Source organism: Pseudobacillus wudalianchiensis (genome assembly GCF_001685015.1).
Taxonomy (GTDB): Bacteria; Bacillota; Bacilli; order Bacillales; family Domibacillaceae; genus Pseudobacillus; species Pseudobacillus wudalianchiensis.
The window spans coordinates 67,760-83,349 of record NZ_MAYT01000012.1; the positions used below are offsets into that span (position 1 = coordinate 67,760).

Sequence of the window (15,590 nt, forward strand, 5' to 3'; positions counted from 1 at the left end):
AGGTATTATCTATTTTTATAACAGAGGAGAAACGATCATGAATCCATCCAAACAGGATCGCACTGAGAAGAAAACGAATGCCTCTCATCAGGCTGAAACGTTTATTGGTTTGCTTAGTGCTATGTCTCCGTTAAATATAAGTATACTAGATTCTTTACCAGTTCACATTTTTATAGAAGACAGGCAAGGTCGAACGCTCTTTGCTAATAAATTAGCCTGTGAAAAGAACGGCAAGAAACTTGACGAACTTATCGGTAAGACAGTATTTGATTTTTTCTCCCCTGCTATCGCTGAAGAAGTGCGTGCTCATGACCTTGAAACTTGGGAAACCAAGCAATTGAGGATAAGAGAAGCCGTTGTTGACTTTAATGGGGAGCCGATCCATATGCTTTCGGGCACCTCAATTATCCAAGGGGAAGAGGAAGGGCAAGAGTACCTGCTCGGTTTTTCTCTTGATATTAGTGAGCGGATAGAGGCAGAGGAGAAGTTAGAGAGGCTGGCCTTTTATGATCCGCTAACCGGCTTGCCGAACCGACGCTATGTAGAACACTATGGAGATGGTTATTTAAGGACTGGCGAAGAGGTAATATCTGCTTTACTCATCTTTGACTTAGACTATTTTAAAAAGATTAATGATAGTCTTGGTTACGAAGCCGGAGACTTGCTTCTTCAGGAGACTGCTCGCCGTCTTAGAACATTAGAGACAGAGCACATTTTAGCTGCTCGTATAAGCGGGGATGAGTTTGCCCTTCTTATGTCGAATGTGAAGGAGATTAGCGAAGTCTCTGCAATGTGTGAAAAATTATTAGAGCGGTTTCGACAGCCATTTGCAGTCTTTGATAAAAAAGTTCCTATATCCGTTAGTATAGGTGTGAGTGTGTATCCAGAGGATGGAGAAACTTTATATTCTCTTTTAGTCCACGCTGATTTGGCGGTAAATGTTTTAAAAAATAAAGGGAAGAATGGTTATCAATTTTTTACAACTTCCATGAAAGAATCTGCCAATCAACGCTTAGAAAAAGAGATTTCGCTTTCGCAAGGGTTAGAAAAAGGAGAATTTGTTCTTCATTATCAGCCTAAAGTGTACATAAGCACCGGAGAAGTATACGGCATGGAGGCGTTAGTTCGTTGGAATAGTGAAAACGGATTGGTGTATCCAGGGGATTTTATTGATTTGGCTGAAGAAACCGGAATGATTGTTCCTTTAGGAGAATGGGTACTGCGGGAAGCATGCCGTCAATGTAAAGAGTGGCACGAGCTGGGACATACTCATTTAAAAGTAAGTGTGAATGTATCGGCTATCCAATTTCAAAAGCAAGACTTTGCTGAGCTGACAGCGCGTATTCTAAAGGAAACGGGGCTAGAACCCGCTGCTCTTGAATTAGAATTAACGGAGAGCACCGTAATGGAAAAGCCGAAGGAGGCTGCTGCCATTCTTATGCGTCTGCAGCAGCTTGGCGTGTCTATTTCAATTGATGATTTTGGAACTGGTTTCTCCTCGTTCAGTTATTTAAAACAGTTTCCAATGAATGCACTGAAAATTGATCGTTCCTTTATTCAAAATATTGAAGAGGAAGAGGCGGACAAGGCAATTGCCAAAGCCATGATCAGTCTAGCCCGCAATCTAGGCTTAATGATTGTTGCAGAAGGTGTGGAGAATGAGAAGCAAATGGAGATACTAAGAAAAGCAGGCTGCGATGCGGCTCAAGGTTACTTTTTCAGCCGGCCATTAGACACTTCTGCTTTTCTAGATTATATAAGAAGAAGCAAAGCAAGATAACAATTGCCTGTACTTAGCCTGAAACGATTGAAGAGCGCGCTTCATCCTATTAAGTACATTAATAAAAGAGAAAGGAAGGGTTTTATGAAGAAACGGTTTTTTTTCGTGTTGATAACTGTTTTTCTAATAACTGCTTCCTTGCTGCCGATGAACACCGAGGCCGCGGGCATTCGGTATGTAGCACTCGGTGATTCACTAGCTGCCGGCCAAACGCCCCATAAAGAAATCGGTGCAAGCTATACAGATTTGATTGCTCTTGCGTTGCAGCGCACAGGTCAGCTATCCAGCTTTTCGAAGCAGCTAGCTTTTCCTGGATACTCGACAGGGCAAGTGTTAGAGCGGCTTGAGGAAAAAGAGGCGAAGGATCTAGTTAGGAAAGCAGATTTAATTACGATTTCTGCTGGAGCGAACGATCTATTACCACTCATTAAAAATGACTCTATCCGAGGCATGATAAGCTACCAAGCGATTCCGGCTGCTTTTGCACTTAATGGTGTACGAAAAAATTATATAAAAATCTTTAAAGAAATAAGGAAAGTGAATGAGCATGCAGACATTTATGTGATGGGCTATTACTTTCCATATCCACACGTCAAAGAAGAGCAAAAGGCTTCCGTTGCAGGACAGCTTGCGCTTTTAAACAAAATTATTGAGCAAGAAGCCAACAGGGCCGGCGCTCATTTTGTGCCAGTGTCCAACCGGTTCGGAAAAAATGCCCGTGCTTGGATTCCGAATCCAGCAGATGTACATCCAGCCCCTAGAGGCTATTTAGAGATGGCGAATAGCTTTATTGAAGAATACACGCCTGGACACCCGCCAATCCCGGAAAGTATACTTTCCCAGCTGCCAGCGCCAGTCTCTTTTTCCAAGCTGAAAAAAAGACAGCCTCATCAGCCGGAAAACAAGGAAGAAAAGAAAGAGCCATCTAAGAAAAAAGAGAAGAGCAAGATAACCAGCTTCGATAGTGGCAAAAGCTGCAAGCGTGGTGAATATACTTAAAGGAAAAACCCCTTTCTAAAACCTAGAAAGGGGTTTTTATTGTTTCAAGCTTTGTTCGTCTCTGATTGTTCGGAGTGATATACATCTGGGCGGCGGTTCTGTAAGTAATCCAGCAGGCCTTTTTCATGATTAATTTCATTTAAATCGATAGAGAGAACAGGTAATTCTTCATTATTGCGTCCTTTATAAATCGTTTTCCCATTAGGATGAACGACTTGGCTTTCCCCGAAGAATATATTCTCGTTATCTAAGCCGACCATATTTGCCGCCCCTATATATATATGGTTTTCAAGAGCCCTGGCACGTAAAAAGACATCTTGGTAATGTTGATAGGGGAGCATATTAGCAGCGAGAACGAGCAAGAGCTGTGCGTTCTTTAGCGCCAATATTCGGGAGGCTTCCGGAAATTCCATATCATACGTGATCATGAGGCCGATATCCCCTTCAGGAAGGGAGAACACAGGAAAAGAGTTTCCGGCTGTAAACCATTGTTTTTCTTGGTGGTATAAATGGACTTTTCTATATTTGCCAATGATCTTCCCGTCCTTTCCAATTAACAAGGCTGAATTGTACAAACAGTTTTTGTCTAGCTCGGGAAAGCCCACTATAGCTCCGACTTTACTCTTTTTAGCCTGTAATTGGATGCGGCGTATACTTTCTCCATTTTCTGTTTCCGCTAAGGAGTATAAATCTTCATCTAATGCATACCCGCTTAAGTATAATTCAGGAAAAAGCACGTAGTCCGCCTTTTTTTCCTCTGCCTCTTTTATCGTTTGTAAAATTCGATTCAAATTGGCTTCTTTCTTTTTTAATTCACACCGCAATTGAGCGATAGCAATTTTAATCATTCTGTTGCTCCTTTTTCCTCTTCTTCTCGATATTTCTTGATTTTTTTAGCAATTGTTGATTGATCGACTTGAAGAACCTCTGCCGCTTTATAGGTACTTTTATATAAGTGATAGACATACAAAATTAATTCTTTTTCAAATTGTTGTTTAGCTTGCTTAAGCGGAAGAATTTTTTCTTTAGTCAAAAAAGAAGAATTGTTTGAAGGGTCTGCTGCAAGCGAACCTACGTCTATTTGATCCGACTGGGTAACAACCATTTGTTCAATTGTATTTTCTAACTCACGAATGTTGCCGGGCCAGCTATATGCTTGAAATTTTGCCAATAATTTTGGTGAAAGATTGTACTGGCGATGATACTTTTGATTAAATGTCTGTACAAAATATTCAGCGAGATAGGGAATTTCCTCACGGCGCTCACGAAGAGGCGGAATGATAAGAGGCACTACATACAAGCGATAATAGAGATCTTCTCGGAATTCTTTCTGCTTTACTAGCTCTTTTAGATTTTTGTTTGTTGCGGCGATAATTCGTACATTAGCTGTTTTTTCATATATACTTCCAACTTTACGATATTTATTCTCTTGAATTACTTCAAGTAATTTTGACTGGGCAGCGAAAGGCAGCTCGGCTATTTCATCTAAAAAAAGCGTTCCGCCTTCAGCAGATTCGATTAGTCCTTTTTTTCCTTCTTTTCTGCCGCCGGTAAATGATCCAGGCTCATAGCCGAATAATTCGGATTCCACCAAGTTTTCAGGCAGGGTACTGCAATTAACCGAAATAAATGGCTTTTCCTGCCGGGTGCTTTGCTGGTGGACATATTTGGCTAACATCGTTTTCCCGACTCCTGATTCTCCAAGCAGAAGAACTGTTGAATTGACATTAGCAATGCGCTGGATAATATCAATAATTTTTTTCATTTTTTCTGACTTTGCTATTAAAGGTTCAGATAAAAAATTTGTTGAGTAGTTTTCTAACATGGTCAATCCCATTTCCCTCCTTCATAATGATTTTTATCATCATAATGATAAAAATCATTAGTATAACTAAATCGCTCCATAACTAGGTGTTTTTCTATTGTGATAAAGAAAGGTAATGAAAAAAATCATCGATTTATCAATCATTATATCAGAAAATACTAATAAATCAGCCTTTCTATTTTGGTACAGTACTTGCAATATGGTGAATAGCCAGTTTTACCACTAGAAGGGAGTATCAATTAATGAAGGTTGCAGTAGCACAGTTTTCTCCAGTTCTTGGGGACAAACAAGAGAATATGAAGAAAATTGTTCATTCTTTAAAGGAAGCAAAACGACAGGAGGCAGACATTGTTGTTTTTCCGGAACTATCGCTTACTGGTTATTCAATAGGAGATCAATTACCGACTATTGCGGAAACAAAAGAAGGAGAGTCATTAAAAGTTATTGGGTTATATTGCAAAAATTTAAGTATTCATGCACTTATCTCATTTCCTGAAAAAGAAGAGGGGCGTTACTATATCTCCAGTGCGCTCATTGATGAAAATGGCCTTGTTGTAGGAATATACCGTAAAACCCATTTATTTAACACAGAAACAAATTATTTTACGCGTGGTGATAGCTGGCCGGTATTTCAAACGAAATTTGGAAAAGTAGGCGTAATGATCTGTTATGATTTAGAGTTTCCGGAAGTGGCAAGGCTTCTTCGTTTGAATGGAGCGGAAATTATTTTGGTGAATACCGCCAACATGACACCTTATGAAAATTATCAGCATGTATATATGCAAAGCAGAGCGATGGAGAATGAAGTGCCGGTAGTTATTTGCAATAGAATAGGAAAAGAAGGGGATCTTGACTTTTTCGGACATAGTATGGCTGTTGATGGTGAAGGAAAAATACTGTCTAAGCTCGTTTCAGAAGAAACAATTCATACAATAGACGTTCAAACCGATGGGAATCGAGACCCTAAGCTTGCTTACACAAGTAATATGCATTCAAGTGTTAAAAACAACCTGACTAATTTGATTTAATGAGAGCTTTCTACCTCTTTACGTATAAAAAATTAGAAAGGCAAAGAGAAGAAATAAAAAGGGGTGACATTGATGGGAAATGAGCAAAACTCTCTAAAAAGAACACTAACGTTAGCGCCGCTTGTATTGTTTGGGTTAGCTTACATGACACCGATGATCGCATTTGGTATTTACGGTGTATTGGCCGAAACAACAAACGGATTGGTGCCAACCGCTTATCTCATAGCCTTAATAGCTATGCTGTTTACAGCGTACAGTTATGGGAAAATGGTGAAGGCGTATCCTGTATCTGGTTCTGCCTATACGTATACACGCAAATCTATTCATCCGAATATAGGTTTTCTCGTAGGTTGGTCAGTTTTACTGGATTATGTATTTCTTCCTATGGTGATATGGTTAATTGGCAGCGTATACTTACAAGCTGCTTTTCCAAATGTACCAGTGTGGATATGGATTATATCTTTTATTATTATTACAACCCTTATAAACGTTGTTGGAATTCGAACGACTTCCCGGGTGAATTTACTCATGATGATCTTCCAATTTTTTGTTATTTTCTTATTTATCATTTTCTCCATTACGAGTTTAACAAGCGGAGCTGGACTCGGAACATTTTTCTCAGCAAGTGCATTTTTTAATAGTGATATGTCTCTTTCTTTAGTTTTGGCAGGTGCTTCCGTAGCTTGTTATTCGTTTCTCGGCTTTGATGCAGTTACTACATTGTCAGAAGAAACAATTAATCCAAAGAAAACAATTCCACGTGCTATCTTTCTTGTTGCTTTGATTGGTGGAGGAATTTTCGTTGCTACCTCTTATTTTATTTACCTGGTCTATCCGGATTTTACTAAGTTTCAGAATATTGACTCAGCGGGTTTTGAAATTGCTTCTTTCGTTGGAGGAAACTTATTTAGCGCCATTTTTCTGGCAGGGATGATCACTGCTCAATTTGCTTCAGGTTTATCTGCTCAAGCCAGTGCAGCCCGTTTGCTTTTTGCTATGGGACGCGATAATGTACTTCCAAAGAAAATATTTGGCTTTATTCATCAGCGTTTTAGTACGCCAATTCTTAACCTTGTCACGATAGCGCTCATCGCTTTGCTTGCATTAAAAATGGATATAGCTACCTCTACTTCTTTTATTAACTTTGGCGCCTTTGTGACGTTTATTTTCGTGAATCTTTCGGTAATTGGCCACTATTATTTTAAGAAAGGCTTCCGCTCTGGGAAAAATATGTTTTTATATTTGATTATACCGTTGATCGGAGCGTTATTCGATGCCTGGCTGCTCATCAATTTAGACAAACATGCACTGATTCTCGGAGGTGCATGGGCCTTGGTAGGCTTTGTTTATTTATTATTTTTAACAAAGATGTTTCGTAAAGCTCCTCCCGAAATGGCGATTGATGATGTAGACGCAGCATCATAAGAAAGGGAGAGGCCAACTAAAAAGGACTTATGCATACGAGCATATAGTCCTTTTTAGATTGTTGACAAATTTATTTACCCCGCCCGAAAATAAGCTCTGTCTATACTTTACTCTTACCCCTTAGGAAAAGATCATGTTATACCGGCTATGTTTGATTGGCATAATATTTGCATTTAAAAATAAAAAGATTCAGAATAGTTAAACTGTTATATGAGTCTTTTACTAAACGGAATGACACTAGGCACTGCATAGAGAAAGGAAGAGAATGATGGGAAGAGGAAAAGTGAACATTGCGCTAATCCAGCATAAGTGTGTAGAAGATCGTGAAAAAAATGTAGAAATAGCAGAAGGATTAATTCGAGAAGCTGCCGGGCAAGGGGCTCAAATTATTTGTACAGAGGAGCTTTTCGGCGGACAGTACTTTCCACAAACTATTGATGTAAATAAATATGAGTGGGCTGAACCGATTCCAGGGCCTATTTCTAACCGGATGCAACTCCTTTCGGAAGAGCTCAATGTAGTGATCATTGTTTCACTGTATGAATATGTACGTGATGGCCTATACTTTAACACAGTTGTGGTGTATGAAGACGGCAAATACTTAGGGAAGTATCGTAAGCACCATATTCCGGAAGGCCCTCAGTATATTGAGAAATATTATTTCACTGAAGGGGACACGGGCTATCCGGTATTTAAAACGAAATATGGCACCATTGGCGTCTTGATTTGCTGGGATGAATGGTTCCCAGAGCCGTCTCGTATTCTAGCTCTAAAAGGAGCAGACATTGTATTTTATCCGTCGGCTATTGGTTCAGAACCGGACAATCCAGATTTAGATACATCGCAAACATGGGTAGATGCTATCCGTGCTCACGGAATCCATAATAATATGTTTATTGCAGTGGTGAATCGGGTTGGGCGTGAAGACAGCAAGGAAGGACATATGACGTTTTATGGACGCAGCTTTATTAGTAATCCGTGGGGAACGATTATTAAAGAAGCTGAAACGAAAGAGAATGAAATTATTATGGCAGAGGTTGATTTTGCAGAGATTACTCATGCTCGTAATGTTTTGCAGTTTCATAGAGATCGACGTCCGGATAGTTATGGGGAATTATTAAAGCGTGTCATAGAATAAGTAAACAAAAAGTTCTTAACAGCTGTTAACTATAAAGTTTAGCAGCTGTTTTTTTGTGATGTAAATGATGACGATGTGGATAAGCAAAAAAACATCAATTTTATTCACTCTAGAATAATTTATGTGCTTTTGAATAAAAAACATGTCAAAAAAAGAAAAAACAAGCCATTTTTTTATAATTTAAAATTGGCACAATATTTGCACTAATTAATTAAAAAGTTTAGGGGGGGTTTTATGTCACAGGGAAAAGAAATGAATAGGTCGCTGGGGCTTATTCATGTAGTTCTCTTCGGTTTTTCATTTATGGCGCTTGCCACGGTCTTCAGCACGTATGGAATCGCGGCCGAATTATCACATGGGATGGTGCCAGGAGCCTATTTAGTCGCTTTGATTGTTATGTTGTTTACTGCTTACAGCTATGGGCAAATGTCTAAATCTATTCCATCTGCCGGTTCCGCTTATGCCTACACACAAAAGGCGATCAATCCGTACGTCGGCTTTCTCGTCGGCTGGGCGATTTTAATGGATTATCTTTTCATCCCCATGGTCAATTATTTGTTATTTGGTATTTTCTTTTCTGCTGCCTTTCCAGCTGTGCCAAATTACGTTTGGGTGCTGGGAATGTTGATATTAGTTACTGTCATTAACGTGAGAGGCGTTAAGCTGGCAACAAAGGCTAATGCTTTTATCACGATCTTCGCTATTGCATTTATCCTTCTCTTTATCGGGTTATCCATTAAAGAAATTGCAGGCGGAACAGGCACTGGTACTTTGTTATCTTTGAAGCCATTTTATAATCCTGAAGAGCCTGTTTCATTTATTGTGGCGGGGGCGGCACTTCTTTGCTTTTCTTTTCTCGGATTTGATTCGGCTACCGCCTTTGCAGAAGAAACAGTTAACCCGGAAAAAAATATCCCGCGTGCTGTCTTCATTATCACATTGGTAGGTGGAGCGATCTTTATTACCGTTTCCTACTTTGCCCAAAATGTCTGGCCGGATTACACTTCCTTTGCTAATCCAGACTCTGCTGCCCATGAAATTATTACATTTGTCGGTGGCAAAACGTTTGCTTCAGCCTTTTTAGCTGTATATGCCGTTACGGCGTTTGGATCGGCGATGTCTTCGCAGGCAAGTGCCTCTCGTGTGCTCTATGCAATGGGCCGCGATGGCCAACTTCCTAAGAAATTTTTCGGCTCGCTGCATCCCAAATACAATACCCCTGTTAATAACATCTTGTTAATTAGTGCTATCTCATTACTTGCCTTGTTCTTAAGCTTATCACTGGTTGCTTCCTTTATTAACTTTGGCGCCTTTCTTGCATTTACAAGTGTGAATATCGCCGTTATCATGTATTACTTTGTTGGAAAAAAAGAGCGTTCTGCAAAAGGAATTCTACTCTATTTGATCATACCGGCAGTTGGAGCTCTGCTGGATTTATGGCTGCTTTTTAACTTGGATGTCCATTCAAAAGTGTTGGGTGGAATCTGGTTCGCACTCGGTTTTATTTATATGATTGTTTTAACAAAAGGCTTTAAACAAAAGCCGCCAGTCATGGATTTATCAGCTTAGTATTTCACTAGAAAAGGAGAATGACGAATAATGAAAGCGGATTTAATTATAAAAAGTAATGCTGTTTTTACCGGGCTTGAGAATGAGCCGGAAGCTTTGGCAGTAGCTGTTAAAGGCAATAAGATTATTGGAGTGGACACAAAAGAAAAGATTGCTGCCTTTCAAGATGAGCAAACCAAAATGATAGATGCTGGCAATAAACTCGTTATGCCGGGGTTCCATGATGCACATTTGCATATTATGTTAGGCAGTTTGTTCAGCCATTATTGTGTTTCTTTAGCAGATGTCACCTCAGCGGAAGAGGCGGCTGTTAAAGTACGGGAGTATGCGAATGGAAAACCGGAGAATCAGTGGGTGATTGGTACTGGCTGGGATCATACAGCATGGGACAAGAAAGAGTTTCCAGACCGCTATATATTAGATCAGGAGCTGCCGAACCGTCCGGTTATGTTATTGCATGCAGAAGGGCACTACGGCTGGGTGAATTCAAAGGCGCTTGAAATTGCCGGCATTACGAGCGAAACAGAAAATCCAGAGTACGGAATTATTTATAAAGACGACGAAGGGGAACCAACCGGTATTTTAATTGAAACAGCGATTGCTCTAGCTGCGGACTTTGCTTACGATTTTCCGAAAGAGCAGCTGCATGATATGGTTAGTCAATTCTTGAAGCACGCTGCGAAGCTTGGGGTCACATCTGTAAATGATTTGTATGCGAGCCGTGCCCATGAAAAACTGGAAGCTTATTCTGTTTTTAAGGAGTTTGAGGATAAAGGAGATTTATCATGCCGCTTCCACCTTTATCCTCCGTTAAATGGCCAAATAGAACAAGCGAAGAAGTTTAGAGAAAACTATTCTTCAGATAAACTCCGGACGGCAGGACTAAAGCAGTTTATCGATGGTGTAGTGACTGGTTATACAGCCTACATGCTTGATCCTTATCTAGACAAGCCAGAAACAAGAGGAGAAACGGCTTATACGAAAGAACAATTGGAAAAATGGGTCATCGAAGCGGACAAGGAAGGCTTCCAAATCCGTTTCCATACGATTGGTGACGGGGCTGTTCGTTTAGGGCTTGACCTCTATGAAAAGGCTCAGCAAGTGAATGGACCACGGGATGCACGCCATGCGCTTGAGCACATTGAAGTCATCGCCCCAGAGGATATTCCTCGCTTTAAAGAGCTTGGGGTTATGCCTTCCATTCAGCCGTACCACATGGCCCTAATGCCGAGAGAGAGTCATACAACAAGAGTAGGGGAAGAGAAACAACCGTATATTTACCCAAATGCTACTTTATTGAGATCGGGAGCCGTTGTATCGTATAGCAGTGATTATCCAATTGTTCCGCTTGAGCCAATGATTGAGCTTTATCACGCAGTTACAAGAAAAGACTTCACGCTAAACGACACTTGGAACGAGCAAGAACGGGTGACGCTGGCAGAAGCTTTAAAAGCTTACACTGCAGGATCGGCTTACAGCGTTTTCCGAGAGAATGAACTAGGAACGCTTGAAGCAGGCAAACTAGCTGACTTGATTATATTAGATCGCAATTTATTTGAAGTGTCTCCAGAGGAAATTCTTAAAACAGAAGTGGACACGACGTTAATGGACGGCGAGGTTGTGTGGGAAAAAACGCCTTCTGCTGCTTTGAAATAAAAGAAATAAGCAAAAAAGACAGCCGCGAATCAATGGATTCACGACTGTCTTTTTATTTTGCCGCGATTAAACACCTAGATAAAAAAGCACAACTGGTATCGTTCCGATGCTGAGCAGCGTCGTAACTAACGTAGTAAAAGAGACAAGATCAGGCTCAGTGCCAAATTGAATGGCAAACATCGTCGTGTTGGCTGCAGCTGGCATTGCTGCTTGCAAAATGAGAACATCTTTGAGCAGTTCATTAACTGGCATAAAAGCAATGATAGCAATCGCTAGCACGGGTGATATGAGCATCCGGATAATTGTAACGGCCGAGACGTAACGGTAAGCGACTTGTTTTCTAGCAATCACAGCGAGCTGCATACCGAGAACGAGCATAACGGTTGGAATCGAAGCATCGGCAACGAGGCTGACCGCTTCCATAAAGGCTTGAGGGATATGTATAGACAGAAGCTGTAACGTCACACCAGCAAATGCCCCGTGAATGACGGGCATCCGAACGACGCTTTTAAGAGACTGGGTAAGGGAGGACTCATCTTCTCCGCCAAGCGAAGCAAAGAAGAGCCCAACCGTATTCATGAGAAGCGATTGGAAGACCATCATAATGACAGCGTAATCGAAACCGGCTGCTCCGAAGGCAAACAGAACGACAGGAGCTCCGTAATTTCCACTATTCATAAAAGCACCGCCAAGGATCATAGCTGACATTTGCGGTTTTGATGCTTTCATGAAATAACCTGTAAGGCCAATGATCAACACAAGCACGATACAAAGTACAAGGCAGAATAAAATAATATAGAAGTATTCCATCGTCAGCTCATTCGTGTAAAATGTCCGAAAAGCGAGAAAGGGGGACATGATATAAAGAGCTGCTTTAGAAATGGATCGGATGTCAAAGCCAATGATTTTTTGGCCGAGAAAGCCGGCAAAAAAGATCATAAAGGCGGGCAGTATAATCATTAGCAATTCCACGAGTTTCATCTCCATTTGGACAATATGATTATGAATGATCGTAACAAAAAGAGAGCGCCAAAAAGCGGCACTCCCAGCTTTTAAGAATCGGCAGAAAGCTGTCGATGCATCCAGTTTTTCCCCTCTACCAGCCGTGTAACAAGCATGGCGCAAACGGTATTGCCTGTTGAGTTTAGCAGCGTAGCAGGCGCATCGATAATCGTACTGATGACGGCAATAATCGGCAATGCTTCCGGTGGAAAGCCAAATACACTCAAAATCAGCATTTCTCCAATCATGCCTCCGCCAGGAATGGCTCCCATTACAGCGCCAACGAGGAACGAAACGCCAAGAATCGCTAGAATGCTAGTGACGCTCGTCATATCTTTACCGAAAAGAGCAAACAAGAAGACCACCTTCAGCACACCGCCAAAGACAGATCCATCTTTATGCGTGTTCGCACCGAGTGGAATGACTGTTTCTGCGATGTCTTTTGGAACGCCCATTTTTTGGGCGGCTGTTAAGTTAACAGGAATGCTTGCGGCGCTTGAACAAGTAGCAATAGCTGTAATAGAAGGGGCTGCTGCGTGCTTCCAAAAAGTTTTTACGCCGTCTTTTCCAGCCGCAATAAAAGCATATAACGTAAAGAAGACGAGATAATAAAGAACTGTCAAACCAAGATAAAGAACAAACGTCCGAGCATAACCGCCCAGGATTTGCGGACCTAGCTCTCCAATGACAGTCGCGAAATAACAGCCAAGACCGATGGGCGCATAATACATCACGATGGATACAACTTTCATCATAACAGCTGTTCCGGATGCCAGAAAGTCAGCGATTGGCTTTCCTTTTTCTTGTGCCATGGCAGCAGCGAGACCAAACAAGACCGAAAAGACGATAAGCTGCAGCATGTTACTCTTTGATAAAAGCAGTGAAAAATCATTAACGGTAAAGGTATTTACCAGCTGAGCAGCGAAGGATACATCTTCTGTTTTGGCAGCAGCTGGATCAAATTCCTTCATGATCGTTTTAATGGCCGTTAGATCTGTTCCTTCAAGCGGATTAAATAAAAAGGTACCAGCAAGTCCTATAACAGCCGCAGTGGCAGCTGTAGCCAGGAAGACAACAACAATGCCCGCCATAATTTTCCCGAGGCGTTTCATGCCATCCATACTAGCAATAGCAGAAGAGATACTGAAAAAGACGAGCGGGATAATAATCATAAACATCAAATTTAAAAATAAATCCCCGAGCGGTTTTACGAAAGCTGCCTTAGGGCCGAATAAGACACCAGCAGCTCCGCCAAGAAGGATAGAAGCAAGTAATAAAAAAGTAAATTGATAGTTTCTTAAAAAATGTCTCAATGAGTTTCCAGCCTTTCTCAAAAATATCCAGCTTCCTTATCATAGTATGTTTATGAAAGGATGAAAAGGATTTTTCAAAAAGGAAAGAGCCAAACATCTCCGAATGGGCAGGAGGTGCCTGGCTCTTTTAGGATCATTTCTTCTTATACGATGCCTTGATCCAGCATTGCATTCGCTACTTTCATAAATCCGGCGATGTTCGCACCGATGACAAGGTTTCCTTCATAGCCGAATTCAGCGGCAGCCTCAACGCTGCTAGAGTAGATATTTTTCATGATCGTATGAAGCTTTTGGTCGACATCTTCAAATGACCACGGCATGCGTGAGCTGTTTTGTGCCATTTCTAGAGCGGATACGGCAACGCCTCCAGCGTTCGCTGCTTTTGCAGGGGCAAAGAGAACGTTTGCCTGCAGGAAGACATCAATGGCTTCAAGCGTAGATGGCATATTGGCTCCTTCACCGACAGCTTTGACGCCGTTTTCAACTAACAGACGAGCTGCATTTCCATCAATTTCATTTTGTGTAGCACACGGAAGGGCGATATCGCAAGCAATATTCCAAATGTTCGAACAGCCTTCTACGTATACAGCTTCCGGATGTTCGTTTGTGTACTCGCTAATCCGTTTTCTTTCTTGTTCTTTCAAACGTTTAACGGTTTCAAGGTTGATGCCGTTTTTATCATAAATATAACCGTTCGAGTCACTGCAGGCAACCACTTTGGCCCCGAGCTGGGTTGCTTTCTCAATCGCATAGATAGAGACGTTTCCAGAGCCTGAAACGACCACAGTGCTGCCTGCGAAACTTAGACCGTTGTCTTTCAGCATCTCTTCAACGAAATAGACAGTGCCATAGCCTGTTGCTTCTGTTCTCGCTAAGCTGCCTCCATAGTTAACGCCCTTACCAGTTAGGACACCGGCATGATAAGCGTTTTGCAGGCGCTTATACTGACCGAACATAAAGCCGATTTCACGAGCTCCTACACCGATGTCACCTGCTGGAACATCTGTATCTGGCCCGATATGACGAGCGAGCTCTGTCATAAAGCTTTGGGTAAAACGCATAACTTCACTGTCTGACTTACCTTTCGGGTCAAAGTCAGATCCACCTTTACCGCCGCCGATAGGCTGGCCTGTTAATGAATTTTTAAAAATTTGTTCAAAACCTAGGAATTTAATGATGCTTGCATTAACGGAAGGATGAAAGCGAAGGCCGCCTTTGTAAGGACCGAGAGCACTGTTATATTGAACACGGAAACCGCGATTCACTTGAACTTTCCCTTGGTCATCGACCCATGGCACGCGGAAGGTAATCATACGTTCAGGTTCTACCATTCGCTCCAAGATTCCATTTTGTCTATATTGAGGATATTTAGCGAACACAGGGACGAGTGAGTCGAAGATTTCCTTTACAGCCTGGTGAAATTCTTCTTCTCCAGGATTTCGTTTTTGAACTGTTTCATAGACGCTATCTACATAAGATTTTGCTGCTTGTATATCTTGATTAGGCGTTTCTTGCGTTACGTTCATTACCATCTCTCCCACCTGTATAAAGAATTTTATGAATAGTTAAAACTCATATTTATATCTTACGGCACACTAAATAATACCGTCAATGCCATTAAGACATGCGATTAATGCCGAAATGAGATTAAACAAAAAAGCCTTCTATATAAAGAAGACTCTAAAATGTAGATACAGTTTGTTTTTAATACCCCAGGTTGATTGAAAACGCTTGTCTTTCAAGGCGCGAAGTCTGGCGAGGAGCAGAGTGACCATGAGGGTCATGAGCACCGCAGGCAGACGAGCAACGAAGAAAGTGAGCGTTTGTCAACAGCCTGAAGCCTTCTATATAAAGA

The 15,590-nt window shown here is 41.4% G+C and carries 12 protein-coding genes; 7 read left to right on the forward strand and 5 right to left on the reverse strand.

Going from position 1 to position 15,590, the window contains the following annotated elements; genetic code table 11:
- Window positions 1–37 precede the first annotated feature (37 nt).
- Window positions 38–1,780: a sensor domain-containing protein gene (locus A8F95_RS08280; RefSeq protein WP_065410092.1), complete on the forward strand. Its 1,743-nt coding sequence runs from the start codon at window positions 38–40 to the stop codon at window positions 1,778–1,780.
- A gap of 84 nt (window positions 1,781–1,864) precedes the next feature.
- Window positions 1,865–2,779, forward strand: a complete 915-nt coding sequence (locus tag A8F95_RS08285; protein ID WP_065410093.1) for an SGNH/GDSL hydrolase family protein — start codon at window positions 1,865–1,867, stop codon at window positions 2,777–2,779.
- 44 nt (window positions 2,780–2,823) lie between these two features.
- On the opposite strand, the gene A8F95_RS08290 is transcribed toward A8F95_RS08285, so the two are convergent.
- On the reverse strand, window positions 2,824–3,627 hold the full coding sequence (locus tag A8F95_RS08290; RefSeq protein WP_065410094.1) for a carbon-nitrogen hydrolase family protein: 804 nt from the start codon (window positions 3,625–3,627) through the stop codon (window positions 2,824–2,826).
- The gene (locus tag A8F95_RS08295; protein ID WP_245671245.1) at window positions 3,624–4,604 is read right to left on the reverse strand and encodes a sigma-54 interaction domain-containing protein; all 981 of its coding nucleotides are present in this window, start codon (window positions 4,602–4,604) and stop codon (window positions 3,624–3,626) included. Before A8F95_RS08295 ends, A8F95_RS08290 begins: the two co-directional genes overlap by 4 nt.
- Window positions 4,605–4,846: 242 nt before the next feature.
- On the opposite strand from A8F95_RS08295, the gene A8F95_RS08300 reads away from it, so the two are divergent.
- The 5 genes from A8F95_RS08300 (at window position 4,847) to A8F95_RS08320 (ending at window position 11,420) form a co-directional block, all read left to right on the forward strand.
- Window positions 4,847–5,632, forward strand: a complete 786-nt coding sequence (locus A8F95_RS08300; protein ID WP_065410096.1) for a carbon-nitrogen hydrolase family protein — start codon at window positions 4,847–4,849, stop codon at window positions 5,630–5,632.
- A 72-nt stretch (window positions 5,633–5,704) separates the two neighbouring features.
- Window positions 5,705–7,057 (forward strand): APC family permease, encoded by a 1,353-nt coding sequence (locus A8F95_RS08305; protein ID WP_065410097.1) that lies wholly within the window; start codon window positions 5,705–5,707, stop codon window positions 7,055–7,057.
- Between the two features lie 265 nt (window positions 7,058–7,322).
- Entirely contained in the window at window positions 7,323–8,195 is an 873-nt protein-coding gene (locus tag A8F95_RS08310; protein ID WP_245671209.1) for a carbon-nitrogen hydrolase, read from the forward strand.
- A 234-nt stretch (window positions 8,196–8,429) separates the two neighbouring features.
- Window positions 8,430–9,764 carry an APC family permease gene (locus A8F95_RS08315; protein WP_065410099.1) on the forward strand — a complete coding sequence of 445 codons (1,335 nt, stop codon included), beginning with the start codon at window positions 8,430–8,432 and terminating at the stop codon, window positions 9,762–9,764.
- 30 nt (window positions 9,765–9,794) lie between these two features.
- Window positions 9,795–11,420, forward strand: a complete 1,626-nt coding sequence (locus A8F95_RS08320; protein ID WP_065410100.1) for an amidohydrolase — start codon at window positions 9,795–9,797, stop codon at window positions 11,418–11,420.
- Between the two features lie 66 nt (window positions 11,421–11,486).
- Here the strand turns inward: A8F95_RS08320 and A8F95_RS08325 are convergent, their stop codons facing one another.
- The 3 genes from A8F95_RS08325 to gdhA form a co-directional block, all read right to left on the reverse strand.
- Window positions 11,487–12,392, reverse strand: coding sequence for an AEC family transporter (locus tag A8F95_RS08325; protein WP_065410101.1), 906 nt, complete (start codon window positions 12,390–12,392; stop codon window positions 11,487–11,489).
- 80 nt (window positions 12,393–12,472) lie between these two features.
- Entirely contained in the window at window positions 12,473–13,735 is a 1,263-nt protein-coding gene (locus A8F95_RS08330) for a dicarboxylate/amino acid:cation symporter (RefSeq protein WP_065410446.1), read from the reverse strand.
- A gap of 143 nt (window positions 13,736–13,878) precedes the next feature.
- Complete coding sequence (gene gdhA, locus A8F95_RS08335) at window positions 13,879–15,261, reverse strand: NADP-specific glutamate dehydrogenase (protein WP_065410447.1); 1,383 nt, start codon at window positions 15,259–15,261, stop codon at window positions 13,879–13,881.
- Window positions 15,262–15,590 lie beyond the last annotated feature (329 nt).